This window comes from Streptacidiphilus sp. EB129, from assembly GCF_041262645.1.
Taxonomy (GTDB): Bacteria; Actinomycetota; Actinomycetes; order Streptomycetales; family Streptomycetaceae; genus Streptacidiphilus.
This window is the reverse complement of sequence record NZ_JBGCCS010000063.1, coordinates 1-24,113: the sequence shown is the minus strand read 5'-3', so window position 1 is coordinate 24,113 and position 24,113 is coordinate 1. Positions and strand designations below refer to the sequence as shown.

General features: G+C 69.4%; 26 protein-coding genes. 12 read left to right on the top strand and 14 right to left on the bottom strand.

What is annotated here, in order from left to right; genetic code table 11:
• Positions 1-206: 206 nt before the first annotated feature.
• From ABH925_RS35925 to ABH925_RS35915, 3 genes are all read right to left on the bottom strand, one after another.
• Positions 207-617 (bottom strand): hypothetical protein, encoded by a 411-nt coding sequence (locus ABH925_RS35925; protein ID WP_370155472.1) that lies wholly within the window; start codon positions 615-617, stop codon positions 207-209.
• Positions 618-964: 347 nt separating this feature from the next.
• The gene (locus tag ABH925_RS35920; protein WP_370155469.1) at positions 965-1,282 is read right to left on the bottom strand and encodes a PH domain-containing protein; all 318 of its coding nucleotides are present in this window, start codon (positions 1,280-1,282) and stop codon (positions 965-967) included.
• Positions 1,283-1,559: 277 nt separating this feature from the next.
• Positions 1,560-1,979, bottom strand: coding sequence for a hypothetical protein (locus ABH925_RS35915; protein WP_370155467.1), 420 nt, complete (start codon positions 1,977-1,979; stop codon positions 1,560-1,562).
• Between the two features lie 280 nt (positions 1,980-2,259).
• Between ABH925_RS35915 and ABH925_RS35910 the strand changes: the two genes are divergently transcribed.
• The gene (locus ABH925_RS35910) at positions 2,260-2,709 is read left to right on the top strand and encodes a hypothetical protein (protein ID WP_370155465.1); all 450 of its coding nucleotides are present in this window, start codon (positions 2,260-2,262) and stop codon (positions 2,707-2,709) included.
• 250 nt (positions 2,710-2,959) lie between these two features.
• Here ABH925_RS35910 and ABH925_RS35905 read toward each other — a convergent pair whose 3' ends face one another.
• A complete protein-coding gene (locus ABH925_RS35905; protein WP_370155463.1) occupies positions 2,960-3,472 on the bottom strand; it encodes a hypothetical protein in 513 nt (170 codons plus the stop codon).
• Positions 3,473-4,314: 842 nt separating this feature from the next.
• On the opposite strand from ABH925_RS35905, the gene ABH925_RS35900 reads away from it, so the two are divergent.
• Positions 4,315-6,093 (top strand): hypothetical protein, encoded by a 1,779-nt coding sequence (locus ABH925_RS35900; protein ID WP_370155461.1) that lies wholly within the window; start codon positions 4,315-4,317, stop codon positions 6,091-6,093.
• Between the two features lie 460 nt (positions 6,094-6,553).
• On the opposite strand, the gene ABH925_RS35895 is transcribed toward ABH925_RS35900, so the two are convergent.
• On the bottom strand, positions 6,554-7,567 hold the full coding sequence (locus tag ABH925_RS35895; RefSeq protein WP_370155460.1) for a LysR family transcriptional regulator: 1,014 nt from the start codon (positions 7,565-7,567) through the stop codon (positions 6,554-6,556).
• Positions 7,568-8,059: 492 nt separating this feature from the next.
• On the opposite strand from ABH925_RS35895, the gene ABH925_RS35890 reads away from it, so the two are divergent.
• Positions 8,060-9,250, top strand: a complete 1,191-nt coding sequence (locus ABH925_RS35890; RefSeq protein ID WP_370155457.1) for an ISAs1 family transposase — start codon at positions 8,060-8,062, stop codon at positions 9,248-9,250.
• 146 nt (positions 9,251-9,396) lie between these two features.
• On the opposite strand, the gene ABH925_RS35885 is transcribed toward ABH925_RS35890, so the two are convergent.
• Positions 9,397-9,696 (bottom strand): hypothetical protein, encoded by a 300-nt coding sequence (locus ABH925_RS35885; protein WP_370155455.1) that lies wholly within the window; start codon positions 9,694-9,696, stop codon positions 9,397-9,399.
• A gap of 1,091 nt (positions 9,697-10,787) precedes the next feature.
• Between ABH925_RS35885 and ABH925_RS35880 the strand changes: the two genes are divergently transcribed.
• The 3 genes from ABH925_RS35880 (at position 10,788) to ABH925_RS35870 (ending at position 12,993) form a co-directional block, all read left to right on the top strand.
• Entirely contained in the window at positions 10,788-11,369 is a 582-nt protein-coding gene (locus ABH925_RS35880; RefSeq protein WP_370155453.1) for a ricin-type beta-trefoil lectin domain protein, read from the top strand.
• Positions 11,370-11,748: 379 nt separating this feature from the next.
• Complete coding sequence (locus ABH925_RS35875) at positions 11,749-12,222, top strand: DIP1984 family protein (protein WP_370155451.1); 474 nt, start codon at positions 11,749-11,751, stop codon at positions 12,220-12,222.
• A gap of 459 nt (positions 12,223-12,681) precedes the next feature.
• The gene (locus ABH925_RS35870) at positions 12,682-12,993 is read left to right on the top strand and encodes a hypothetical protein (RefSeq protein ID WP_370155449.1); all 312 of its coding nucleotides are present in this window, start codon (positions 12,682-12,684) and stop codon (positions 12,991-12,993) included.
• Positions 12,994-13,040: 47 nt separating this feature from the next.
• On the opposite strand, the gene ABH925_RS35865 is transcribed toward ABH925_RS35870, so the two are convergent.
• The 4 genes from ABH925_RS35865 to ABH925_RS35850 all read right to left on the bottom strand — a co-directional run bounded on the left by ABH925_RS35865 (position 13,041) and on the right by ABH925_RS35850 (position 16,316).
• Positions 13,041-13,895, bottom strand: coding sequence for a hypothetical protein (locus ABH925_RS35865; RefSeq protein ID WP_370155446.1), 855 nt, complete (start codon positions 13,893-13,895; stop codon positions 13,041-13,043).
• Between the two features lie 266 nt (positions 13,896-14,161).
• A complete protein-coding gene (locus ABH925_RS35860) occupies positions 14,162-14,596 on the bottom strand; it encodes a hypothetical protein (RefSeq protein ID WP_370155445.1) in 435 nt (144 codons plus the stop codon).
• A 376-nt stretch (positions 14,597-14,972) separates the two neighbouring features.
• Entirely contained in the window at positions 14,973-15,311 is a 339-nt protein-coding gene (locus ABH925_RS35855; RefSeq protein ID WP_370155443.1) for a hypothetical protein, read from the bottom strand.
• 333 nt (positions 15,312-15,644) lie between these two features.
• Positions 15,645-16,316 (bottom strand): hypothetical protein, encoded by a 672-nt coding sequence (locus ABH925_RS35850; RefSeq protein WP_370155441.1) that lies wholly within the window; start codon positions 16,314-16,316, stop codon positions 15,645-15,647.
• 195 nt (positions 16,317-16,511) lie between these two features.
• Here ABH925_RS35850 and ABH925_RS35845 point away from each other — a divergent pair, with 195 nt between their 5' ends.
• Together ABH925_RS35845 and ABH925_RS35840 are read left to right on the top strand one after the other, a co-directional pair.
• Positions 16,512-16,958, top strand: a complete 447-nt coding sequence (locus ABH925_RS35845; RefSeq protein ID WP_370155439.1) for a hypothetical protein — start codon at positions 16,512-16,514, stop codon at positions 16,956-16,958.
• Positions 16,959-17,046: 88 nt separating this feature from the next.
• Positions 17,047-17,442, top strand: coding sequence for a DUF6193 family natural product biosynthesis protein (locus ABH925_RS35840; RefSeq protein WP_370155437.1), 396 nt, complete (start codon positions 17,047-17,049; stop codon positions 17,440-17,442).
• 152 nt (positions 17,443-17,594) lie between these two features.
• On the opposite strand, the gene ABH925_RS35835 is transcribed toward ABH925_RS35840, so the two are convergent.
• Positions 17,595-18,290, bottom strand: coding sequence for a hypothetical protein (locus ABH925_RS35835; protein ID WP_370155436.1), 696 nt, complete (start codon positions 18,288-18,290; stop codon positions 17,595-17,597).
• 291 nt (positions 18,291-18,581) lie between these two features.
• On the opposite strand from ABH925_RS35835, the gene ABH925_RS35830 reads away from it, so the two are divergent.
• On the top strand, positions 18,582-19,424 hold the full coding sequence (locus ABH925_RS35830) for a hypothetical protein (RefSeq protein WP_370155433.1): 843 nt from the start codon (positions 18,582-18,584) through the stop codon (positions 19,422-19,424).
• Positions 19,425-19,563: 139 nt separating this feature from the next.
• On the top strand, positions 19,564-20,097 hold the full coding sequence (locus tag ABH925_RS35825; RefSeq protein ID WP_370155431.1) for a hypothetical protein: 534 nt from the start codon (positions 19,564-19,566) through the stop codon (positions 20,095-20,097).
• A gap of 311 nt (positions 20,098-20,408) precedes the next feature.
• Here the strand turns inward: ABH925_RS35825 and ABH925_RS35820 are convergent, their stop codons facing one another.
• Positions 20,409-20,873: a hypothetical protein gene (locus ABH925_RS35820; protein ID WP_370155428.1), complete on the bottom strand. Its 465-nt coding sequence runs from the start codon at positions 20,871-20,873 to the stop codon at positions 20,409-20,411.
• A gap of 258 nt (positions 20,874-21,131) precedes the next feature.
• On the opposite strand from ABH925_RS35820, the gene ABH925_RS35815 reads away from it, so the two are divergent.
• Positions 21,132-21,380 (top strand): hypothetical protein, encoded by a 249-nt coding sequence (locus ABH925_RS35815; protein WP_370155426.1) that lies wholly within the window; start codon positions 21,132-21,134, stop codon positions 21,378-21,380.
• Between the two features lie 160 nt (positions 21,381-21,540).
• On the opposite strand, the gene ABH925_RS35810 is transcribed toward ABH925_RS35815, so the two are convergent.
• A complete protein-coding gene (locus ABH925_RS35810) occupies positions 21,541-21,894 on the bottom strand; it encodes a hypothetical protein (RefSeq protein WP_370155424.1) in 354 nt (117 codons plus the stop codon).
• 126 nt (positions 21,895-22,020) lie between these two features.
• On the opposite strand from ABH925_RS35810, the gene ABH925_RS35805 reads away from it, so the two are divergent.
• Complete coding sequence (locus ABH925_RS35805; protein WP_370155421.1) at positions 22,021-22,728, top strand: DUF5959 family protein; 708 nt, start codon at positions 22,021-22,023, stop codon at positions 22,726-22,728.
• 645 nt (positions 22,729-23,373) lie between these two features.
• On the opposite strand, the gene ABH925_RS35800 is transcribed toward ABH925_RS35805, so the two are convergent.
• Positions 23,374-23,871: a hypothetical protein gene (locus ABH925_RS35800; RefSeq protein WP_370155419.1), complete on the bottom strand. Its 498-nt coding sequence runs from the start codon at positions 23,869-23,871 to the stop codon at positions 23,374-23,376.
• Positions 23,872-24,113: the final 242 nt, after the last annotated feature.

Here is a 24,113-nt window from a genome sequence, read left to right as displayed (position 1 = left end):
CGCTGAGTAGTACTTGTGCACCATCGGTGCCATCTCTTCCTCTGAATCCACGAGATCCAGTGTCCGTGATGTCCACCGATTGGGGGGAAGCCCCCTAACCCTTGTCCACCCCCTTTCCTGAGCCGCTCGATCCACTCGTCTCCCACTGTGGACGGACCGTCGCTGCTGGCCGATCCCGCGTTCTGGCCGGCGCGTCTCGCGGACCTCTACGAGGGCCTGTCGCCGGAGAAGTTCAGCGTTGACTCCGGGCATCCCGATGCCTTGCCCGGGCAGCTGGAGGACAAGGGGGCGTGGCCGGGTTCCGTGTTCCCAGGGCGGCGGGCGGCGGGGATCGGCCCGGCCGCAGCGGTGCCCGGGCCGGGGTCGGTGTCCGGTCCCGGAGCGGTGTCCACCAGCGACCCGGTCCCGTCCGGGTCGGTCACCAAAAGCACCGGCGGCAGTTCCCCGCACGCCTGCAACTCCTCCAGCGCCTGCACCGCCGCGTCCTCGGGACTGCCCGACACGAACTGCTGCATCCACACCACCGTGCGCACCGCCGACCGCTCACGCGGACCACCCAGCTCCAGATCCACCCCGATCCGGCACGCCCGCAGCATCCGCGCCGCCTGAGCCACCATCACCTCCTCCTGCCCGCCCGTGACACCACGCGCATACCACCAAACGGGACGACCACAACTCCCTCGCCACACGGCTGGCGCCGGACCCAGCATTCTTGCCGCGCCGCCCGCCTGCCCGGCATTCCACACGCTCCACGTGCTCACAGGTCCGCGCCCCACCAGCACCCCTTGAATGACGGCGAAGACGCCGACCAACCGGCCGGAACGACGACCGAGCCATCGGGGCGATCAGCTTCATGGGTGTGCGGATCTCCTCGCGCCCGACGTGGGCCATGGAGCCCGGCCGCCCGCTCACTGATCGCCTTCGATCACTGAGCACTTCGGAGCAACTCGTCCAGGTAGCCGGCCTACTCGAACTTCTGCACCGGTTCGGTGCGGCCGGTCGCACGCTCCCATTCGGAGCGCACCAACTCCAGGTCAGCCCAGAACGAGTTCGAAGCCACGTCGCTCGACGCCCCAAGCATTCCGCGAAGTATGTGCCGTTTGCCCGAGGTGGTGCGAAGCCGTGCCACGTACCAGGCTCCGCCACGTCCCGATCGGCGCTGAGCCTCGACTGCCGCGATCTCTGACCACGGCACGTGGCCACGCCGCCACACCAGCTGCAGGTCAACTCCCGTGGCAGTTAAGAGTGTCGAGCCGAAGACCGGCAGAAACGAGGTGAACATGAATGGCAAGATCATGAGATAGCACGCCGTGAGCAGCACTGGGCTGAGCCACCACGCGCCCCCGCCGGCTAGAGTCCGCCACTCGAACAGTCCACAGACAAGCACAAAAACGCCGGAAACTACCGCCAATATGCGGGTCTTGTCCTTCCGGCTGGACCCCAGGCGTTTCTCTCCCGAGATTGGTCCACGCAATGCGCTCCGGGCCATCTGTCCTCCAGGTGATCACGACTGAGCCTGAGCAGTATCCAGCCTCACGCGACCGGGGGGGAGACCTTTGTCAGGTCGCGGCGTCCAGCAGGTGCGCGAGCGAAGCGGCGACCTCCTGCGCGACCCCCGCCCGCAGCGGCTGGTGCGCTGCGGCCGATGCCTCTGCCCGGCCCGGAGTTGAGTACACAAGCGATAGCCGCGGCGCGACGTCGGCTGACGGGCAGCGCCCCTTGGACAGGTACGTGGAGTCAGCCAACCCCGCCCGAACACAAACCCCTGAGTGCCCGCTGTCCTGGACGGGGGCGGGCCCTGCGCGGTGCAGGCCATCGTCCAACGCGGCCCGCAACGCCATCAAGTCCTCGATTTCGGCCAGCAGGCTGAACCGGCCCAGTAGCTCCTCGATTCCCCGGGCGTCACCACGGCGGACCGCCGTCACGAGATACGCGATCACCTGGGACACATTCAGCAGCACATCGCCTCGGGACGTCATCCCGAATACCTACCGCCGCGGGCCGGTGGGCGCAGTCCCCCACACGAGTGAGGCGCACCTCCAGCGGCAGCACTCGTTGTCTGGGCCCGGGGCCATGTTCATGCAGGGTGGCGCCAGGAAGCGTCACGACCGTGACGCTTCCTGGCAGGCCCGCTCGAATCAGTGGCGTGCCCGAATCCGAGGCCCGGTGGCCTCGATGTTTCGCCGTGCTGCCCGCGCGCTGGCTTTCGCATGCCGGCAGGCGCAGGCTGAGAAGGACAGGCAATCCTCGGAGCGCGTCATGATCGTGATTCTTGGGCTCATCCTCCTGGTCGCCGCAGTGGTCGTCGGCGTGGCCGGTGTCCTCACCAACACCGGAAGCGCGCACGCCCTGCCCCACGGCTTCGCGGTCTTCGGCTACCACGTGACCGGCTCCACCGGCACGCTCTTCCTCTACGGCATCATCGTCGGCGCCGTGGCACTGCTCGGGCTGAGCCTGCTGCTGGCCGGCGCGCGCCGCACCGCACGCCGCGGCCGCACCGCACGCCACGGACTCACGCAGTCGCGCCGCGAGACAGCCGCCGCCGGCAAGCAGCGCGACGACCTGATCGACCAGCGTGACACCGCCCGCGCCCAGACGGCGCAGGCGCGAGGCGACGCCCCACCCGGCGACGCCCACCGGCCCGAACCGGACGCCGATGGCCACCCGGGCAGGCTGCACCTGTTCGGACACCGCCCCGCCCATCGGTAGGCCACCCGCCGACAGGTCCTGGCGACCCCGAACAGCAGGGCGGGGGTGGAAGCCGGTCCAGGAGGGCGGACAGCGGCCGGGGGCGGGGGCGGGCGGACGGCGGCCGGGGGCGGGGACGGGCGCGAGGGCGACCGGGGGGGACGGGCGCGAGGGCGGCCGGCGGCCGAGGGCGGGGCGCGAGGGCGCGGCAGGTCCCCCGGCGCCGCCCCGCCGGTGAAGGCGGGGCGGCGCCGGGCGGGGCAGGTCCTGGTCAGGCGTGCATGGTGAAGGTGCGGCCGGCGGTGGTCGACACCCGCACCACGGTGAAGTCCGGTTCGGTGCTGGTGACCCGGTCGCCGTTGTGCAGGTGCGCGGCCAGCGCGGTACGGGCCTCGTCCAGGTCCATCCACACGGTCCGCGCCGTGTCCTCGCCGGTGACCGTGCGGCTGCCGTGCCGGTACGCGGGCACGTGCGCGGGCAGCGTGGTCAACCGGTTCACGCGCCGCCCCAGCCGTGCCGCGTAGGCACGGAACACCACCGGGCGCGTGAACGCCAGCTCCGCCATCAACACGGCCCCGGCCCGCGCACCGGCGCCCGTCAGCACCAGCACCGGAGCCGCACCGGGCACCGCCCCCGCCACCGGCGCACGCCGCTCGACCAGCCCCCGCGCCACCAGCCCCCACAGCGTGCCCGTGCGGACCGGTCCCGAAAGCTCCGGGTCACGGTAGACCACCTGCTGGGACCCCTCCTCCAGCAGCAACGCCGCCAGCAGCGCCGAACGCATACACAACGACAGCGAAGACACCACGACAGCCCCCGGATCACCGGGCCGCGCCACAAACCGCACCCCCCGCGCCCGCCGAGCCACATCAACCACACCGTCCGCACCCGGGCCCGCCACACAACCAGCACCAACACCAGCGGCACCGCCAGCGGCAGCAGCAGGGACACCGGCAGCGACACCGGCACCGGCACCGGCACCGGCAGCAACAGCGGCGGCACCAGCAGCGTCAGCGGCAGCGGCACCAGCAGCGGCACCAGCACCGGCGCCGGCGGCGGCACCGGCACCGGCAGCGGCACCGGCAGGGAGAGGGAGGGGGACACCGGCGGACACGGGACCGGATACCGGGACCTTTGAACGGATCATCGCAGCACTCCAGGAAGCAGACCGAAAAGCCAGCAAAGAACACCCCGCGGGCTGCGGCAGCATGCTGACATATCCGTAAAACTACAAACCCAGAGGCAGGGCAGCACACCCCCAAAATCAGGCCGCGCTGTCGGGCATCGAGAGATTTCAGTGACGCACCGGACGCTTCAGCGATGTCTTTCAGTGCCCCAGGTCAGCGCGGCGCCGCCCTGGCCGGCCGCCCCCGGGCCGGAGATCCCCCGGCACCACGCCCCACCACCGGGCCGCACGCCGACCCGGGACACGCTGTGCCCCGTACGCGTCGTCACAGAGCGGGGGCTGAAGTGAGTACGGATACTCAGGTGCCGCGGCTGCCAACCAGTCATGATCGCCGGGTAGTTGATTGCAGGATCCGCGCCTGACCACTGGTGGCCGCCGCGGTTGCGATCGGGCGGGGATCACCGGTGTCGCGCAGCGCACCGAACCGACGGGGGTTGGGCATGACACTGTCCTGGAGAACGTGGAGCTCGATCGCGGCTGCGGCACTGGTGGCGACCGCACCGCTGGTGCCGCTGCTCGTCGAGATCGGCGAGGGTGGCGCGGTGACCGGGTGGCTGCTTTGGGTGCTCGCCGCCGCAGTGGTGCCCGCCTGCTACCTGGCGGTCACCGGCGTGAGGCTCCCCGCGCCGTCGGGCCCGTGGTTCCTGATGACCTTGCTGTCGAAGTCGCTGTCGGTCGCCGTGGTCACCGCCCTGCTGGTGCTCGTTGCGCAGCGGGGGCCGTTCGCGGTGCTGGGTATCGTCGTGCTGGTTCCCGCAGGCATCGGCGCGCTGGGGACACTGCTCCTGCGCCGGGGGCTGCTGTGGGGGCTGCTGCCGAGTCTGCTGTCGGCGTTGGCGTGTGCCTGGCTGGGGCTGATGTCCGGCGGTGGCGCTCTCGGTCAGCCCTTCTTCTATGGTCTGGGCTGGGAGTTCCTGCTCGGGTCCGTGATGCTGATTGCCGTAGCCGTGCAGGCGGCCCCGGCGAGGCGAGGGCCGGACTTTGGTGACGTGCGGGCGGCTTCGCCACAGCGTGTGCGTGGCAGCGACCGCCGGTTCGGCTGCGCGACGGCCGTCATCGTCACCGCTGTCGGGGTCGGCGTGCTCGGGGTGCGGTTCTGCGTCGGCGTGTACGACCAGTACAACCCGCCGATGCCGGACGTGAAGGGGATCGCCGCCTCGCCGGCCGTGGTTCAGTCCGATACCGGTACGACGGCATCGATCGACGATGCTTTCGGCCGGCTCCGCACGGCCGTGCCCTCGACCACCAGCGCGGGCACGTTGGTGGACGACTACTGCGAGACGGACGATCAGATCAGCGCATTCGGGGAGCGGCCCTCCTTCAAGCCCGTCAGCTGCCATCGCTCCGTGGTCTGGGTCGGTGCGTTCGACGGCGACCCGGGGAAGGAGAGCAGGCTGGTTTCGGGCCAGTTGATCCACGAGGGCTGGGCTCTGAACGGCAGTGGCAGCACAGTGCTCTTCGCGCACCGGGACGACAACGGGCTCGCGGTGGAGGTCGACTTCTGGGCCCGCCCGACCGTCCCGGTGCTCTACCTCCCCGAAGTCCCCCAGGGTGCAGGCGGTGTACCGTCAGCCGCGCCAGGGACAGTCCCGAGCGGGGTCGTCTTCCGGGACCTGCGGGTTCCCTCGCTGGCGGAACTGACCACCACGGCATTTCAGCACCACGACCACGTGATCACCGTCGAGATCACCAGCCACTACTTCACCCAGTCCCCGGCACCGCCGGTCCAACCGGCACCGCCGGTCCACGCGGCACCGCCGGTTCCACCGGCACCGCCGGTATCCGAGCCACTGTGTCCAGGCGAATCGCCCTCACCCACCCCATCGGCACCCGTCCCCGACCCGACCGGCACCGGGCCCACCCCGGAAGGCAGCGGCCCCGACTTCGCCGGGAACAACGGGTTCCGAACGCCCTACACACTGCAAGGCCAGGACCGCTGCGCGGGGCGCGCCCAGGTCGCCCGGGTCACAGCCGCCCTGCAACCACTCAGTGGCACAACGGAACCGACTCTTGCTCAGATAGCAGCCCGGCTCGGAACCCTCGGCTACCCTCCCGGCGCCGTCACGCTCACCCCTGACGGTTCGGGCCGCGTCGACTTCGTGATCGACCTGCTCCCGGTGTGTGTGGACGGCACGGTCAACTCACCGTACCTCCAGGTCCAGGCCCACGGCGGCTACCCCGACGCGACCGGATGCGTACCCCGAACAGGCGGGCACTGACCCCGGGCCGCCACCCCAGCCAGTGCCGGCCACGGCCAGCGAGCAGCAAGCACGCACCGGCCGGCAGGCCGGGCCACCCCACGCCGACGCGCCCCAGCGCAGGGGATGCGGCGCGGCGGGCCCGCCTCATCGCGCCTGCGGGTTGAAATGGAGGCGGGAAGGGCCCGCCCGGTACCCGGATGGTGGTTCGCGTACCGGGCGGGGCGCCACCCAGGGCCTCGGCAAAGTCACTGGGCGTCCGATTCATTGTGGTATCAGCCTCGCGGGGACGGCTGGCGGTGGAGAAGCTGCAGGGCAAGATGGACAAGGCGGATCTTGGGCGACTCTTTGATCGTCAAAGGTCGACTCCCGAGATGTGGAGTCACTGCTCGATGCGGGGCCGTCCGGGAGGGATGGCACAGGGAGATCACACAGCGTTTCGCCAGCGGGAGTGCCCAGGGCCTGCGTGCCCTTGTAGCGCTTACTTCTTGTTGTCCAGGGTGGCTTCAGTGCTGTCGTTGTTCCGGCTTATGGCACGCAGGTCGGCCTCGGGTAGCCAGGTACCGAGTGGGCGTTCCAGCCATCCCTCGGCAGCGCCCAGATGCCGCGCCGCGTCGGCCAGGGCTTTCGCCCCGGGGTGGCGCAGGCCGCGTCGCCAAACCATGGAGACCGGGGTGAGGGGAACCGGGTCGGTCAGGGGTCGCGACAGCATCCCGGGAACACTCATGAAGCTGACGCTGGTCAGTACCAGCCACTGGTGTCTGCGCATGGTGCGGCTGAACTCCACTTCGCCCTCGATCTTGGGGTAGGGCGGTGCCAGTTCGATACCGCGCCCCAGGCACAACTGGTGCGCGTAGTCGGTCCATTCGGTGGTGTCCTGGTTGCCAGCCGCTGCGTACAGGATCTCGCCGGCCAGCGCGGCCAGCGGTACCTGGGGCAGAGCGGCGAGCTTGTGATCGGTCGGCATGAGCACCGCCAGCGGGTCGAAGCGGACCAGCCGATGCTGCAGTGCGGCCTGGACCTCGGGCGGCAACCCAGCGACACGACCGAATGAAATGTCCAGCCTGCCGTCCATCATCTCCCGCACCGCTCCGGCCAGCCCGCTATGGGTATGGACGACGAAATCCAGGCCAGGAGCTTTCCTTCGGGCCTGTGTGAGCAGCCGCGACCCGGTGGACGTGCTGTTGGCGACGTCCACGATCAGCGGCTGGCTGCTCCCTGGCCGCGGCGTTCTGCCCAGCTCTTGGCCCAGCTCGGCATGCGCGGCCAGGGCCCGGCGTACAGCCGGCAGAAGCCGGTGCCCTTCGGGGGTGAGGGCGACGTGCCGGGTGTCACGCTGGAACAGGTCACGACCCCAGATCCGCTCCAAGCGCCGAATGTCCCGGCTGAGCGCCTGCTGCGCCACGAACAGACGGGCAGCGGCACGGGTGAAGTGCAGTTCTTCGGCCACTGCCAGGAAAGCTCGAAGTAGACGGGGGTCAGTGTCATCGCGCACGCCTCATTCTCGCCCACTGACAAAGATTCACAACAGAATTGCGTAGGTAGCTGTAGAACAGGTGTTGGACCCTGTGTCAGTACGGGGTGAGGCTGAAGACATGTCCGCTCCCCGTTACCACCGTCAAGATCGGCCCTCACCGACGCTCCTGATGACCGTCGTCGCAGACGCCTACGTCATCTACGCGCCCCCTGCCTTCCCGGATAGATGGGCCAAGCCGCAGGGTCCCGCATGGCAGGTCAGACTCTGGCGCTCTCTGACGCGACTCGTCACCGCCGGAACCGGCGCCCGCCGTCGTTGTGAGTAACTTCGCTCAGCTACGAGGCCCCGTTGATCTGGTCAGCCCGTGTCACCCTGCCCCCATGCCCTGGCAAAGTGAGGCTGGGTCCGATTGCTGGCGATCTATGCCGGACATGCTGGTCATGGACGCAGGGAAGCCACGGCTTTCAAGATCACGGAGGTCTCTACGCCCAATGACCTCGCTGGAAGACCGTGCCTGCGCTTGTATCCTCCGTGATTCCTCCTGTCCTTGACCGGTTCCGCGATCAGCCGCCCGTGGAGCCAACCGAACGCCCTGGCCTGCTGGAATGTCTGGCCAAGGTCCCCGATCCGCGAGCCGCGCGCGGGATTCGGCACGCCTTGGTCTACGTCCTCGCGATTGCCGCGTCGGCCGTGCTGACCGGCACGACCTCGCTCCTGGCGATTAGCGAGTGGGCTGCCGACGCTCCGCAGTCTGTCCTGGCCGCCCTCGGCGGCCCGGTCGATGTACTGACCGGGCACTACCCGGTGCCTGGCGAGGCAACCCTGCGACGGGTTCTGGCCCGCGTCGACGGCGACGCCCTCGACAAGGCCGTCGGACAGTGGCTTGCCGACCGCCGCCAGGCAACACCGCAGGCCACCGGCCTGCGTGGAATCGCAGTCGACGGCAAGAGCCTGCGCGGAGCCGCCCGCGCAGGCGGCCGCAGGATCCACCTCCTCGCCGCCCTCGATCACACCAGCGGCCTGGTCCTGGCCCAGCTCGACGTCGGCGAGAAGACGAACGAGATCACCTGCCACCAGCCGCTCCTGGAAATCGTCGCCGACCTCGCCGACGCGGTGGTCACCAGCGACGCACTCCACACCCAGCGCGACCACGCCACCTACCTGACCGGACGCGGGGCGCACTACATCGTGATCGTGAAGGGGAACCAGAAGAAGCTCTGCCAGCAGCTCAAAGCCCTTCCCTGGAAGGAGATCCCACTACAGGGCCGAACCCGTGACACTGGCCACGGCCGCAGCGAGATCCGGCGCATCAAGGTCTGCACCATGAGCAACCTCCTGTTCCCCTGCGCCCGCCAGGCCATTCAGCTCAAGCGGCGCCGCGTGCACCGCAATACCGGAAAGGTCACACTGCACACCGTCTATGCGGTCACCAGCCTGAGCGCCGACCAGGCGACCCCCGCCCAGCTTGCGGCCCTGATCCGCGGCCACTGGTCAGTCGAATCCCTCCACCATGTGAGAGATACCACCTTCGCCGAGGACGGCTCGCAACTTCGGACCGGCAACGCACCCCGCGCCATGGCCACCTGGCGCAACCTCGCTATCGGCGCCCTCCGCCTCGCCGGCGCCACCAACATCGCCGCTGGCCTGCGGCGCAACGCCCGCGATGCCCACCGGCCCCTCGCCCTCCTCGGGATCACATGATCTCAAATCGGACGAAGCCTCGCTTTGCCGAGGCCCTGGGGCGCCACCCCACAGCACTGCGCCCAGCCCACCGCGGCGAAACGCAGAACAGGCCCCGGGTAAAACAGAGACACGGCACAGGGCCTGCCCAGACAGGGCGGCAGTGGTCAGGCCCCGGGGACCGGCCCGGCCGCAGCGGCGCCGGGGCCGGGGTCGGTGTCCGGTCCGGGAGCGGTGTCCACCAGCGACTCGGTCCCGTCCGGGTCGGTCACCAAAAACACCGGCGGCAGTTCCCCGCACGCCTGCAACTCCTCCAGCGCCTGCACCGCCGCGTCCTCCGGACTGCCCGACACGATCTGCTGCATCCACACCACCGTACGCACCGCCGCCCGCTCACGCGGACCACCCAGCTCCAGATCCACCCCGATCCGACACGCCCGCAGCATCCGCGCCGCCTGAGCCACCATCACCTCCTCCTGCCCACCCGTCACACCACGCGGCACCCGCACCACACCCGCCCCGCCCCAACGGCCCCGGTCCGGCACCAGCCCCGCCCGCCGCAGCAACACCCCCGCCAGCCGGTCACCACCCCACGCCCGAACCACCGCATCGCACCCACGACGCACCACCACATCAGGACCCACCGTGTCCACCACCGCCAACCACTCACGCACCCAACCCGACACCGACCTGACCGGCATCCAACCCACCCCCCGACCAACAGGGCCAGCCCCACCAGCGGGGCCACCCCGACCAGCAGGAGCAGCCCCACCAGCCCGACCACCCCGACCAGCAGGGCCAGCAGAAGCAGCGGGTGCAGCAGGGGAAGCGGGTGCGGCAGGGGAAGCGGCGGAGCGGGAACGACCAGCAGGAACGGACACCTCAGATCGCCCGTACTCCTCCGCACCAGAGCGGTAGTCCTCCGTGGCGGGACTGACCCGCCCGTCGACCAGGACCCACCCGTAACCGGGCATCGACCCGGTGGTCGCCGCGAACGTCCACCCCAGCACCACGCCCTCCCCATCGGTGAACGCCTCGAAGGCGTTCGGCTGACCGAAGGTACGCGCCGCCGCGTTCCACGCCTCGTCCTCGCTACTGATCAGGGTCATCTTCAAATCCTCCGAAACCATGCAGCGTCTGCACCCCCCCCTGGGATACCGGAGTACCGCCACCAACAGGCACACGGCCAGCACGAAGCGGAACACCGCAAAGGAGGGGTGGGGCTCCAGGGGTCAACACCCGGGCCACACCCACACCATGAACCACCCACACCCACCCAGCACACCCCCAACCCCGCCAGCCAACCCAACCCCCGGCACCACGACAGCCACGAGAGGGGCCCGGCGGCAGGACCGTCGGGCCGGGCGCGGCTGGGGCAGGCCAGACGGCAGCGAGACGGGACGGTCCAGCACACCCCCAACCCCACCACGGCCCCGGACGGCGGTACGGCCGGCGGGGCGGGACGCGGGTGATGCTTCGGGCTCAACCGAAACGATTGTCGCTCAATCGGCGGCTTGGGATGATGAGCCGATCAAGCAGGTGACGACACGGGGGGACCATGTCCACTAGCCGCCGCTGGCTCGCGGCCGCCAGCATGACGCTCACGTTCGCGATAGCGGGCACCATCCAGCCGGGCACGGCTTCCGCGACCGGCGTGTGGCCGCCGTCGGGCCCGGTAACCTGGCAGGACAACAACGACTACCGGTACGTGTGGTCAGCCGGCCTCGATTCGTCGTGTCCCACGGACTCCTCGTGCAACGCCGACACAAACACGTGGGATGCCGGCAACAACGGCAGCAACCAGAAGTGGTACGACCCGTCCCTCGGCGGGAGGCTGTACTACGAGCTGTGGGCGACGTCGTGGGACGGGTCGACGAACGTGAGTTCCGCCCATGACCTATGCCTGGACAGCGACTCGAACTCCACCATGTGGGGCACGGGCATGGGACACGTCTACGTGATCCCGTGCAACCAGGGCAACCACCAGAAGTGGTACGAGAAGTCCACCAACTCCGGCTGGGAGCTCCAGAACGACGCGACGGGGCTGTGCCTGGACGCGGGTGGGGATCCGACGATCCTCGGGAAGTTCCTGTACACCTACACGTGCTCGGGCGGGGACAGCTACCAGCGGTTCCACTGAGCCCGTTCGTCTCGGCTCGCCCCCGGCCCGCCTCGGCGGGCCCGAGTACCCCGGTGTGCCTGAGCTGGACATGTGGGGTGGACACGCGAGCATGGACGCAAGAGCGTGCAGAGCGAAGGCTGTATGGCCAGCAGCCACAGCGATGAGCAGGCCGGCCGTCCCGGGCTCCCAGCTCCCGGGACGGCCGTCACACGCTCCGTCAGATGGTCTCCGCAGCGAGGATTTCCCGCAGGTGCTCGATAGATCCTTGATGGTCGCTCCATGAACCCGCCCAGCTCACGCCGGGTCAGTGCGGCCGGCCCCGCCCCGCGAACCGCGCCGTCAGGCACCGACGTGCATACTTACCGGACGAACGGTGGGACGGACAGGTGATGACGCGGTGAAACTGGCTGAAGCGCTCGCGCAGCGCGCGGCTGCGGTGCGGCGGGTGGAGCAGTTGCGGGCGCGTGTCGTCGGCAGCGCCCGCTACCAGGAGGGCGAGGAGCCGGCCGAGAATGCGGTGGAGGTCCTGGCCCAGGCCGGAGAGGTGCTGGACGAGCTGGAGCGGCTGATTCGTCAGATCAACCGGACCAACTCCACTGCGGTCATCGAGGGCGGTGGCACTCTTACCGACGCCCTCGCCCGCCGGGACGTCCTGCGGCTGCGCCATTCGGTGACCACCGCGGCCGCCGACGCCGCCTCGGGACGCGACCAGCGCGGAGCCGTACGGCAGCTGCGGTCCGAGCTGAGGATCCTCTCCGCTCTGCCGGTCGCCGAGCTCCGCGCCCAGGCGGACGTCCTGGCCAGGGAGATCCGCGAGGTGGACACCCAGATCCAGCGCACCAACTGGGAGATCGACCTGATCGAGGACTGACCCCCTAGGCTGGGTGTGGGAAGCAGGTAGTCGTCACGGAGGCGTGCACACACCGCGGGTCGGCGGTTTATCCGGCCCCTGGCGCGTGAAGAGCAACGCAGGGGTTCGATTCCCCACCAACAGTGCAGCTCAGCATCGCGTACAGGTGACAGAGCACACCGCACAGCTCACCACCACGTGCAGATCCGGACGACGAGGGCGGGAACGGGGCGCCCCACGCCCGGTGCGAGGGCCGTGCACACCGGCACGGCCCTCGCACCTACTCCACCCCAGAGACAGCCATGCAGGTCGCGCAACTGAAGGGGGCAGCCGTGGCAGAGATCGAGATACCGGGACCGGACCCGACGTGGGGCCCTGCTCCGTCGCCGTGGAGCCCAGGGGGTGGCGAATGGCGACGGAACGCCAACCCGGCATTCCAGACGAGCCTGTGGGAGTACGCGGTCGGGGGGGGCCTTCGACGTGGTCGCCGGACTGAGCATCCCGATGGCGCCGTTGGCGGCGCGCCTGCGACTCACCGTCGAACACGGCTGGGAGGACCTGGGCGACGTCGAAGCAGTCATGTTCGCCATCCAGAAGATCGACTTTGCCCTGAGTCGCACGGCTGGCAATCCGCTCCCCGGCGTCTACGTCTGGGTGGCCAAGGCTTCGGGCGACCAGGAGGCGGCTTTGGACGTGCTGTTGGCTGCCCTTGGCCTCGACCGCGAGGCGTTGACCTTCCTTCGTGAGGTCACTCCAGAGGGCGAGAATTACTACCGGCAGTGTGCGTACTGAACTTGAACTCGTGATGTCGGCACGGCGGGACCTGGCCTCCGAGTGGATCAGGTCCGCCAGACGGTGAGCCGCCCGCCCGGGCTGGCGCTGTGCCAGGCTTCCGGATCCTGGAGGGGACGGGTCAAGCAGCGGTGCCGCACCAGGTCCGATCGCTCGGGCGGAGTCAGCCTCCTGGGCCCGCCGTGGATGTCCTGGTCTGAGTCGGGTTCCTCGTCGATGGCGAAGTGGAAGGCGGCGTCTGTGAGGTAGTCGCGGCGGAAGTCTGTCTTCCACTGCGAGTTGCTGCCCCAGCCCAGCGACCCGTCGAAGGTGTCCCGGTAACGGCGCATGAACACGCTGTGGAGCGGCGACCGGTCCGCGATGCCCGCGACCAGGTGCCGGGCGCCGGCACGCACCGTCACACCGGTGCGGCTGAACAGCATCTGCCCGAACGTCAGGCCCGGCCAGAGCGTTCCGGTGATCTCGACCGGCGCCCCCGGGTACTCGTGCTGCTCGACGTGGACGACCTCGTGGAAGAACGGCTCGAACGCGACGTCGCCGATCGGGGCCATGCCGAACCGGGCGAAGGCAGCCAGGTACTGGTCACAGGTGATGCGCGGCCAGCGCTCGGGCTCGTGGATGTCGTGCGCCCAGGGGGTCTCAGAGCCCGGCGGCAGCAGCGGCTGGAACTTGTAGATCAGTGCGTCGCTGACGCGGCTGAGCGCGTACGCCGTCTCCAGGGGATCGCCGAACTCGTACTCGGTCCGCGTCCATCCGCCCAAGGCGGCCAGCGGCGCGAGGGCCTCGCGGACGGCGTCAGTGTGCTCGTCCAGCCACGGTTCTACGACGGCGGGGAAGACGTCCACACCCTGGTATGCCTCCACGGTGTGGAAGAGTCGGCGGACGCGCAGTGCGGGGATCACGCAGCGCAGCATAGACAGCCCCGCCGGGTGCGGTCGACTGGGTTTCCCGTGAGACGGCTTCAGGATGCCTTGTCGGTCAGCCCGCAGCCTGCTCGCACCCCACCCCGGGACCGTTCGCGCCCTTCCAGGCCGGCGGACGCGTTCGGGCCGATCCAGTGGCCGGCGGCGGCGCGGCGGGCGGCAGGGCTCAGCGGGCAGGGAGCCCCGCGGTTCCCGTCGGGAAGGGCGGGGTCTGGCCCTGGCGGTGCGGATGACCGCGCGTGGTGTCAGCTCTCGTCGGCGTCCGGGTCGTAGGCCTCGGCCACCTCGACCGGGCTCACCGCGTATCCGGTGCAGCTCGCCTGCGCGGCGTCGTGGAGTTCGTCGGTGTCCTCGTCGGCCTCGGTGACCCAGGCCAGCGCGGTGGCACCCTCGGCGCGCGCCAGGTCCAGGCAGTGGTCCCGGGCCGCTTCCCGGCCGGTGTAGAGGCCCAGGCCGATGCCGTTGAACTCGGCCCGGTACACGAGCAGCGGCGGCCGGTCGATCCGCTCGTCCATACGCCAGTCCCGGACCTCGGCGCCCAGCGCCAGGACAGCATGGACCAGGCCTTCGGTGGCCATGGCGGTAGCGGTGGCGGCAGCACCGTCGCGCCCGGACAAGTCGCCGTAGGACCACTTGCTGGCGAGGCCGGCAAGGCGCACGGCGCTGGCGCGAAGATTCACAGACAATGCAGCTCCTTCAAGCAGGGCGGGCACGCCGCCTGGCACGGACAGGACACGCGGGGGACAGCCCCGAGCCCTGATATATAAGGAAATCTAGACACGGTGGCCGGGCAGGCAAACCCCCAACCCCGCAAGCCCCGCCCGACCCGAACACCGACGACCGCGGCACGGCGCGCGGACCATCCGAACCCCGGCCGGCGGGGCGGCGTGATGCCCACCGCGCGGTACATCTCCCCCATGGGCGGCGCGAGTTCCAGGCCGGGCTGCTCAGTCGCTCACCGGACTCGTGCGCGCACGGCGGCGGCGCGCCAGCGGGCGGCGGCGGGCGCAGGGCGGCGGGCGGCGGGCGGGGCGGCATGAGCGCGGCCCCGGGGGCTCAGCGGGCGGCGGGCAGCGGCTTCCAGGTCTCACGCCACCGGGGCAGCGGCATCACCTGCGGTACCGGGGCCCCGGGCGCGAACTGACGCGCCGTCCAGTCGTAGACGTCCTGGCCGACCTGGACCGCGAAGTGGCCCCTGTGGATCAGGATCCGGCCGTCGGGCTGCACGTCGAACTGCATACCGGACACCACCGACGCCGCGACGCCGACATCGGCGAGTAGCGCGGCGAACGCCGCCGACACCTCCTGGCACCGGTCGTAGATCAGCTCCGGGTCCAGGCACGCGGGGTGCTCACCCCGGAACCGCACTACCGCAGCGGCCAACTGGTCGGACATGACACTCCTTCACACGGTCATCAGGCGACGGGCAGAGAAAGGGCAGGCAAGAGGAGAGAGGAGGTACGGAGCAGCGGGACCAGGCCGGGCCGCCCCACCCACGCGGAGCGCGGCAGCGCGGGCCAGGCGGGTGCTGCTCAGCGGCGCTCAGCAGGCGGTGGCCAGCCAGGGCCCTGGGCGAGCGGACAACGGTCGTCGTCTCCCCCGCCCACGGTGGGCGGGCGAGAGCTGACACATACGGCGTCGGACACGACGCCGACGGCTGCCCGCCGCCGCAGGCAGCGGGCAGCAGGCACCGCGCGGCAGACGGCGGCGGCGCGGCGGGCGGGTGCGTCAGTGCGCGTGGCCCAGCCAGTGCGCCAGGTTGTCGATGACCGTGCCCGTGTAACGGGACCCGCCCGGGCCCTGGTGCTCGGCGACGCTCACCGTGGCCGTACCGTCCTCGCCCCGGTCGGCGAAGACCATGAACACGTCCCCCTGCGGCGTGACAGCGGTGATGATCCGCTGCTCCACGCGCCCGGGGATCTCCGCGATCGGCGGCGTCCAGGTGCCCTGCGCACGCCGCCGCAGCACCGTCGCCGCCCGCACACCCGCCGCCGGGCCCAGCGAGAACGACTCGTACCGCAACGCCACCCCCAGCAACCCCCGGGCGTCGGGGACCAGGCCGATCGCGTGAGCCAGGAACAACGGCACCACCGGGGTCGGCACCATGGCCCACATCTCATCGGGTAGTTCCACGACCTCCAGCCGCACGCCGCCCGCCTCGTCCCCGACCAGCAGGTACAGGTCCGGATGCTCATCCCACCCGGTACGCGCCGCCAACACCTCACCCAGACACGCCAGAACCACACCCGGCGACACAACAGCCGCACCGGTCTGGGTCGTGGGAGAGGCGGGCGCGTTCGCAGGGACGATGGGAGCAGTGGCCGCGTTCGCGGAGGTGGTGGGATCAGTGGGCGCGTTCGCGGAGGTGGTGGGAGTTGGGGTGGTGGGAGTGGTGCTCATCAGCATCTCCAAGGGAAGAGCAACAGGCTCCGGCCGTACGCCGAAACCCTGATATACACGTAAAACTAGACACCGATGTGCGGGCAGCAAACCCCCAACAGCTGTGACGGAGCACGACAGATTTCGAGTGGAGGACACGGACTTGCTTCTCGTGCGGCAGTGACTCGGTGCGAAGAGAGCTGCGATCATGCCGACGTGGATATCGCCTTCTTCGTCGCTCCGGATGACGACGCCGCCGCCGCAACGCGCAACAGGGGTCCGGGGGAAGCGCTGACCCCATTGGCCTGCCATGACTTCTCTCCAGATGACGCCACGGTCGAGTGGGCGATGTACTTCGAGGCGCCATCTGCCCAGCTCCCGCCCATCGAAGAGCTCTACATGAGGGGCAGACCGCGCTACGTCGCTCCAATCGTCAACGACGGCACGGGGGTGTTCGCCCTGGACCGCGGCTTGACCAGCGCACTCGCCGGCGCCAGCCCCAGCGTCCTGGGCGAGCTCGCCGCTCGCTGGCGCGAAAGGCTCTGGTTCGAGGACGGCGATGACATGACCGACGACTCTCCTGTGGAGATCCTGCAAGGCGTTGCCCGACTTGCCGCGATCGCGTTGCGAACGGGCGCCGGCCTCTACTGCTGGCACTTCTGATGCCCTGCCTGCCTTGCAACCGCTCCACCGAGGCTCAACCACGGGGCGACACTGGTCAGCGACAGGCTGGTGGCGTCACCATGCTGGGATGGAAATGACGCCGGAGTTGCTGGAGCGGGTTGAGGCTGGCTGGCAGGCGGTGCGTGATGACGGACGGGTGCGTCCCGAACTGCTGGAGGCTGCCTACGCTGAACCTCGCCTGCGGCAGCTGTTCCCTTGGACCGGCATGGGCGAGCTTCACTTCAGCCGGTGCACCGAGAATCCATGGACCTGGGATGTTCCCTACATTCAGCCATGCGCCGGGAGCCGGTACTGGGTCTCGGGGCCACTGCGCACGCAGACCGTCGGGCCGGCCCGGGATGCGGCCGAAGCAGTCGCCATGGTCGTCGAGCGGCTTCCGGTGAACTGCCCGCCTGCCTTCCTCGGCAGGCCTGAGGATCTCACCGCTCACGAGGTGCGACGGGACGACGCCGCCGGCCGGTGACCGCGCACCGGACTCGCAAACTCATCGCACTCCGTCACAACAACACACCCCGGCCCACCGGTGACACACACTCAGCAAGAGCAGCGACACATCTCAGCAGCAGCCGGGGCGCCGCTGCCGCCCCGGCCCGGGCGGCCGCCGAGCGCAACGGTCTACAGCGAGCCGTGCGCGCGCATCTCGGCGACCAGCTGTACGGCCTGAGTCCTCGCGGTGGAGATCGCGGTGTCGAGGTCGCGGGCGATCGGGGCGAGCACCGCGTGCAGGCAGCCGGGCCGGGCGTGCCGGGCGTCGTGCTCGCGGTCCCAGTTGGTGACGGCCCGTTGGGCGTGCAGGCGCGGTTGCCGGCAGGCGACGGGGCGGCGGCGCATCGGGTCGTGGGTCTCGTCGCAGTCCCGGCAGGGGTCGCCGAGCCGGTGGGCGCTGTAGCTGACGAGCTGGCCGCCGGTGGTGATCCGGCTGGCCAGGTAGAACCGGCCGATCTGGTCGTCGAGGCGGTCAGCTGGCACGATCACGGCCCAGTCGGCGGGCCTCCACACCGTCAGGTGGTGCAGGGTGTCCGGGCGGCACGGCACCAGGTTCAGATAGGGCTCGCCGCGGAAGATCCCGCAGACCTCGCAGTGCGAGGGGTCCAGCGGGGCGGGGGCCGCGGTGAGCGCCGCTCCGGAGAAGGAGACGTACGGGTACGCGGCGAGGTTCTCCACCCGTCCCACTATCAGGTCTCCTGGGCGCACGTCGGCCGCGCGAGCGAAGCGGACATGAGCGCGGTCGGCCACCTCCGGCATATCGCCGGAGAAGCGGCCGGGGACGGGCATCACGGCAGGGGCCAGGGGGATCATCTGCGCCACCATCAAAGGACCTTTCAGCAAACAGGAACAACACCGACCGCCAGGTAGGGGCCGGGCGAGCAGAAGCCGGGCGGGCCATTACAGCGGCCCGGGCCAGATGCCGGGCCGACCCGGCGAAAACCTTTATATATACGTAAATCTAGCGACGAGCTGGAGGGCGGCACACCCCCAAATCCGGGCCACGGGGGCGCCGGGCCGGCACAGCCCGCGCCCGTGCTCACTGCCTGTTCTGGACCGGCGCCCTGAGTATGCGTACTCATGCGCGCCGTGCTCTGGTGCGGGGATCATGGCCCCATGGGCGGCAGGCGGTTCCTACTGGTGAAGGCGCAGCGGATGCTGGCAGGGCTTGCGGTCTCCGCCATCGCCCTGCGGGTCGACTCCGGTGTGCCCGCGACGTGGAAGCTGCGGCGCATCGCCCGTTCCAGGGCCGCCCGGCGGGCCTGTGCCGAAGCGGAGGACCGGCTCCGGGCCCGGCTCTCATCGATCGCGCACACGTATTCACTGCGGCCCGTGTTCACGCAGACGATCGACCAGTGCTCGCGGGGATCCCGGCTCGACCTGGGCCTGGACGCCGGCTTCGCAGGCGATGCCGCGCTGACTGGACATCTGAGGATCGTCGCCTACTTCGAGACGCACAGGCCCTTCGCCCAGGCGATTCCCGAGATCATCGGCCGTCTGCCGCCGCTGCCGCTCTATGCCCACCGCGATGACCGGTGCGCCCCGAAGCCGAAACCCGACAGCACCGGCCCTCACCTGATCGTCGACGGAACCGGACACGCGCTGCTCGACTGGGACATCCCCGGCCACCATCTGATCGCCCCATGGGTACTGACCACCGACTGGCTCACCCTGCGCCAGCGAGTCTCGACCGACCCCGCCGGCATGACACCCGACCGCGCGCGGCAGGCCCACGGCCCCCTCCTCGCCTGGACCGTCAGCACCCACTACCTCTCCCGCCCCAAGCGCACACTCCCTCACCGCAGCAAACCCCTGAGAAGGAGGCGGACCATGCACCGACCATCACGTCACTCCGTCGCCGGCTTCATCGCCGTGGGGGCCAGTCTCCTGACCCTGGTGGCCGTGATGTTCTGGCTCACCCACGGCCTCACGCACGGGCTGCGGTCCGTTCCCTGGTGACCGCCCGGAACAGGACCGCGGTCCTCTGCGGGTCTCCCTTCGGGACCGAAATCCCCGCGGGCACCCGCAGATCCGGCACAGCCGGCCGACCATGACGGTAAGACAGCACGAGCAGCGAGCAGCCGAACAGGGGGACTTCATGACAGACCGAGAAGCGGGCCGGGGATGCGGCTGCGCCGTGGGCGTACTGGGCGCGCTGGTGCTGCTCGTGGTGGGCGGTGTGGTCAGGAGCGATGCGTCCGATTCCCGGCAGGCCCAGGCGAACCACCGACAGGCGGACCAGCAGATCACCACCCTGGCCGCATCCTTCGCCCAGCAACTCGACACACAGGCCCAGCACTCCACGCCGAGCGACAGCGACCTGTCGAGCATCGCGCAGAGCACCATGAGAGCGCAGAGCGGAATCACAAGCGGCCTCATGGCGCAGGGAGTCCAGGTGCTCGAACCGGTGACCCACGGCACAGACCTGACCTTCGACATCCAGGTCATCGCGGTCTACCGAGTGCCCGGATGGTTCACGTCAGGAAGCGAGGACGACGACCGGTGCTTCCGCATCGCACTCCCCCACCACACGGCAAGCACCCCACCCAGCACCGTGACCGCTCTGCCCGCCTGCCCGGCACCCACCACGCACCACGTGCCCACACGCCCCCGACCCACCAGCACCCCCTGAATCGCGGAAAAGAGCCGACCAACCAGGGTGCCGGGACGACGGTTGGGCCGGCGGGCCGACCGGCTTCGTGGGGCGGCGGTTCTCCCGGCGCCCAGCGTCGGTCATGAGCGCGGCGGCAGTGTCCGTGTGCGGGATTACGGTGATCATCCCCGGTTTCGGGGCTTCGTCGCACATGTCCACCGCGCTACGCCGCAGCCCCCGCACGGCCCTACAGTGCGGGCATGTCTGGCTGTGTCGGTGATAACTGGGTTCTGGCACAGATCTTGTGGAGCTGCTACTGATAGTGACTTTATTGTTCGAGCGGCAAGGGTTCATGTGTCCCCGAGCCACCTTCCGAGACGGATATGCTGTTCCGCTCTGGGAGCTGGATCGGTCACCACCGGACGGTCGGTGTCGTCGAGGTCGGCCCAGACCTCTACGTAGTTGCGGCCACGCCCGGACTCTTCTACCCACCGCACGATCACCCGCGCCCCGAGGGCGTAGTAGGCGATGTCGCCCTGCAGTACGAAGCTGTCTACAAGTCCGTCGTGCGCGAGGTCGAGGTAGCGCACCTCGCCGCCGTACTCGGCCATGTCATCGATGTCCACGACGTGGCCGTCGAAGTCCGTCGCCTGCAGTTCGCCGGCCAGAAACCGCTGGTAGAGGCCGTCCCTAGAGTTGATCAGCTCAGCATGCGCAGCGAGTGGAGCCGGACCATAGTGGCCGAAGCGGTCCGTAGCGAAGCGCCGGGCAAGCTCGGTTCCCTGGGTCAACCCGTGCACCAGCTTCATGGCCATTGCCTGTCCCGTCAGTCTTGATTCGCTCGACGCAGTCGCGTGATCATTGTGCTCTTGCCGTCGTCGCTCGCGAAGGGCCACTGGAGCAGGATCAGCTTGTAGCAGGGGAAACCCGGCGCGTCCGCAGAGCTGTCTCTTGATCTTAAGGACGTACCCGGGCCCAGTCGAGCACAGCCCGCACAATCGAACACCGAGGTGACGCCCTGCGACCGCTCCCCAAGATCTGTGCCAGAACCCAACACTCACCGACAAAGCCACATGTCACAACAGACACGCAAGACCGTCAGAAGCGGCCTATTCAGCCTGCTTTCCGTCACCGTATGCGCTGCCACCGGGTTCACACGCCACGCATCGGGGACCACGATTGCCGTGTACGCGGCGGTGCTGCTCGCCCTGGACACCTACCTCACCGTGCGGGTGTGGCGGTTCTACGGGAATCCGGACAAGGTCGCCGAACAGCAGGCCCGCATCGACGAACAGCGCATGCGGCAACGCATGAAACTCTGAACACGCCCCTGCCCGAACCGCGACAGCGAGGGCGGGGGCGGTCACCTTCGCGCCACCCCCTCCCGCACCGCGGCCTCCAGGCGGCCGGGCAGCGTCCCTCACAGCAGCCGGACGGACAACGCACCACCGCCCCATCCGGAATGTCACCGGCGCGTGTGGGCTACGACGCGAGAGGGGACGCCGCCGGGACCGAGGACGCGGCCAGCAGTGCGGTGGGAATGTAGCGCCAGGCGCGGCCCTCGCCGCAGCTGACGTAGAGCACGCCCACCGCGGTCTGCCTGGCCCGCAACGCGGGCCCGGTGACTGCCTGCAACCCCGCCAGGGTGCCCACCAGTTCCGCGCTGTTCAGGGTCCCCGGCCCGTCTGCCGGGCTCTCCCACGTCGCAATGGGGACACCGTCGCTACCGCGCTGCGGCCACACTCGGTCCTCGACCACGTACGCGCGAAACCTCGGCTTCCAGCCCCCGGCCAGCTCATCGGACGTCAGCTCACGGCCCGGAGCGTCGTAGTACACGCATCCATCGGCAGGAATCGGATCCGGCAGCACACTCAGCGCAGCGGCGGGAACGGCAGGGATCTCGGACGGGCTGGACACAGGAGCCTCCACAGCGGGGTTCGGCCGGATTGCACCGGACTAGATATGCGTAAATCTATGAATGGACTGAACCCGGGCACACCCCCATCTGCCGGGCATTCAGAACCCCCCGGGTCAACGCGTTGCAGCAACCGGCGTGCACACCAGCCGCGTCGTGCACGTGCCAGTCTCGTGGGGGCATCAACTCCGACCGGTCCACCGGGAGGTCCAAGCCTCCAGAACCTCCGGGTCCAGCGCGGGGCTATGAACGACTCCGGTTGGCCCCAGGGGGAAGGAGTGGGAGGGTGTCGCCGGGGCCACTGTGTGCAGTCATCTGGGGAGGACGCTGTGGAAGACTCGGCGGGGAGTGTTGATCTTGTCTGTTTGATCGATCCACCGGGAACGAGTGGTCACAGCGTCAGCGTGCGCGTCCTCAAGGGGCTCACGGCCGGCAGCGAGCTGCTCGACTGCGTGATCGTGGTGACGACACAGACGGTCACGGGGAGCTATCCCATCTATGTGACGCCTTTCGATCTGGAGCGTTGGGGCGAGGCCCTCGACGCACTCGCCGTACACCGTTTCGCGTCCTGGATGGACTCGGGCAGATCTCCCGGTCTGATGATCAAGCCGCTGGAATGGGGCGGGATCGAGGTCACCGTCCATGACAGTGCGACCTCGCGTGTGACGGTGAAGGCGGTGCTCGAACCTGCGAGTGGCTGGGTCGACGATCAGCGTGCGCTTCTGGCCCAGGTCCGCGAGCGGCTCGCCGAGTAGCTCGGTGATCCTCAGCCGGTGGTGGTGGTGCTGGGCGCGGGTGGAGGCGGGCCGGCAGCAGCCGCTGCGGGTCTCGATAATGTCGCCCCAGGTTTCACCCGACGCCAACACCGGGCAGCCGCCGGAGATTACTGGCTCGTATCGCGGACAGACCGCCCCCTGGGGACACCAGGTGCCTAGGCTGCCGACCGGAGAGGTCGCGGGGAGGTCATCTGCGCGGCCTCTCCTTGTGTTGGCCCCGGGACTGCGAACGCCCGGCGTGAGTGGTGCCCAAACACGCGCCGCCAGTCTCCTTCCTTGACCTGCCGACGGGCTGGATGACGCCCGCAGACGATCGAGGCGCGCCATCAATCGCGAGGCCCGGGCAGGCGCGCGCTCGTCAGCCGACGGTCCCGGCGAGCAGCGGAGATCTACGCGCGGGACCGTGGCGTCAGCCCGGTGGACCCACGGGGCACGTTGAACTGGACCAACTGCGGGCAAGCAGAGTGCGGTGGGCGCTCAGCGGTCGACGCAGTCGTACGCCCCATCGCCGTAGATCCAGCCCGTGTTCTCGTCCGGGTCAAGCAGGTCCCGGAGCTGTGAGCCCATCCGCCAGCCCTCCTCGACCACCACGGTAGGGACCAACAGCCAGGAACGCAGCCCCGGTCAGTGTCCGGGCAGTTCAGCCGGGCACGGGCAGCCCGGATCCTGGCTGCTGTCGAGTACAGCCGCAAGTCCCTCAAGGATCCCGACGAACTCCTCGGTCGGAACCTCCGCCACGAAGACCTTGCCTGCATGGTCCGGATGCCTGTCCAGATGTTCCTCGCGCAGGAACTGAAGAGTGAGCACCAAGCGGTCTGCGTCACGGAAGAGATGAGCGGTCACGTTGTCGATGGTGGGACCCCAGCTCATGACCCGGAACTGACTGCGGAACTCGTACTCTTCTTCGGTCTCGTCGTCAGCGCCGGCACGATGCATCAGACGCAGGTGGGTGGCTTCCGGAGACAGGCTGTCGAACGGCAATGGAGAGCCGCCTCCGGAGTGCAGCCACCCCACCGTGTCCACCACGTCAGAGCGGAGCTGACCCACGAACGCCATGTTGTCGTCGCAGCTCAGCCACTGCTCCCGCGGCCCACAGGTCCACCCGGCGAAGCGAGTGCTCACATTCCCCGACCTCAACGGCGAACCTGTTCTTGTCTCCCAGAAGTACGGTCACGTCGGGACCCTGACAGGCTCCGTGATCATTCGCAAGGAAGCTGATGTCGTGCCCATCCCTTCAAAGGAACGAACCGCACCCAACCCCGATTTTCCGGCTCTTCTGCTGGACCTGTGGGTGTGATCATGCGGGTTGGCGGCGGGGCAGGGTGGGTCTGTTGCCGCCGAGGCAGAGTATGACGAGCGCGATG

Excerpts from the sequence above, each read along its gene's own strand:
- ABH925_RS35925 (WP_370155472.1), bottom strand. The coding sequence starts at position 617 with ATGGTGGCTCAGGCGGCGCGGATGCTGCGGGCGTGCCGGATCGGGGTG.
- ABH925_RS35920 (WP_370155469.1), bottom strand. The coding sequence starts at position 1,282 with ATGTTCACCTCGTTTCTGCCGGTCTTCGGCTCGACACTCTTAACTGCC.
- ABH925_RS35915 (WP_370155467.1), bottom strand. The coding sequence starts at position 1,979 with ATGACGTCCCGAGGCGATGTGCTGCTGAATGTGTCCCAGGTGATCGCG.
- ABH925_RS35910 (WP_370155465.1), top strand. The coding sequence starts at position 2,260 with ATGATCGTGATTCTTGGGCTCATCCTCCTGGTCGCCGCAGTGGTCGTC.
- ABH925_RS35905 (WP_370155463.1), bottom strand. The coding sequence starts at position 3,472 with ATGCGTTCGGCGCTGCTGGCGGCGTTGCTGCTGGAGGAGGGGTCCCAG.
- ABH925_RS35900 (WP_370155461.1), top strand. The coding sequence starts at position 4,315 with ATGACACTGTCCTGGAGAACGTGGAGCTCGATCGCGGCTGCGGCACTG.
- ABH925_RS35885 (WP_370155455.1), bottom strand. The coding sequence starts at position 9,696 with ATGGTGGCTCAGGCGGCGCGGATGCTGCGGGCGTGTCGGATCGGGGTG.
- ABH925_RS35880 (WP_370155453.1), top strand. The coding sequence starts at position 10,788 with ATGTCCACTAGCCGCCGCTGGCTCGCGGCCGCCAGCATGACGCTCACG.
- ABH925_RS35855 (WP_370155443.1), bottom strand. The coding sequence starts at position 15,311 with ATGTCCGACCAGTTGGCCGCTGCGGTAGTGCGGTTCCGGGGTGAGCAC.
- ABH925_RS35850 (WP_370155441.1), bottom strand. The coding sequence starts at position 16,316 with ATGAGCACCACTCCCACCACCCCAACTCCCACCACCTCCGCGAACGCG.
- ABH925_RS35840 (WP_370155437.1), top strand. The coding sequence starts at position 17,047 with ATGGAAATGACGCCGGAGTTGCTGGAGCGGGTTGAGGCTGGCTGGCAG.
- ABH925_RS35835 (WP_370155436.1), bottom strand. The coding sequence starts at position 18,290 with ATGGTGGCGCAGATGATCCCCCTGGCCCCTGCCGTGATGCCCGTCCCC.
- ABH925_RS35830 (WP_370155433.1), top strand. The coding sequence starts at position 18,582 with ATGGGCGGCAGGCGGTTCCTACTGGTGAAGGCGCAGCGGATGCTGGCA.
- ABH925_RS35825 (WP_370155431.1), top strand. The coding sequence starts at position 19,564 with ATGACAGACCGAGAAGCGGGCCGGGGATGCGGCTGCGCCGTGGGCGTA.
- ABH925_RS35820 (WP_370155428.1), bottom strand. The coding sequence starts at position 20,873 with ATGGCCATGAAGCTGGTGCACGGGTTGACCCAGGGAACCGAGCTTGCC.
- ABH925_RS35815 (WP_370155426.1), top strand. The coding sequence starts at position 21,132 with ATGTCACAACAGACACGCAAGACCGTCAGAAGCGGCCTATTCAGCCTG.
- ABH925_RS35805 (WP_370155421.1), top strand. The coding sequence starts at position 22,021 with ATGCGTAAATCTATGAATGGACTGAACCCGGGCACACCCCCATCTGCC.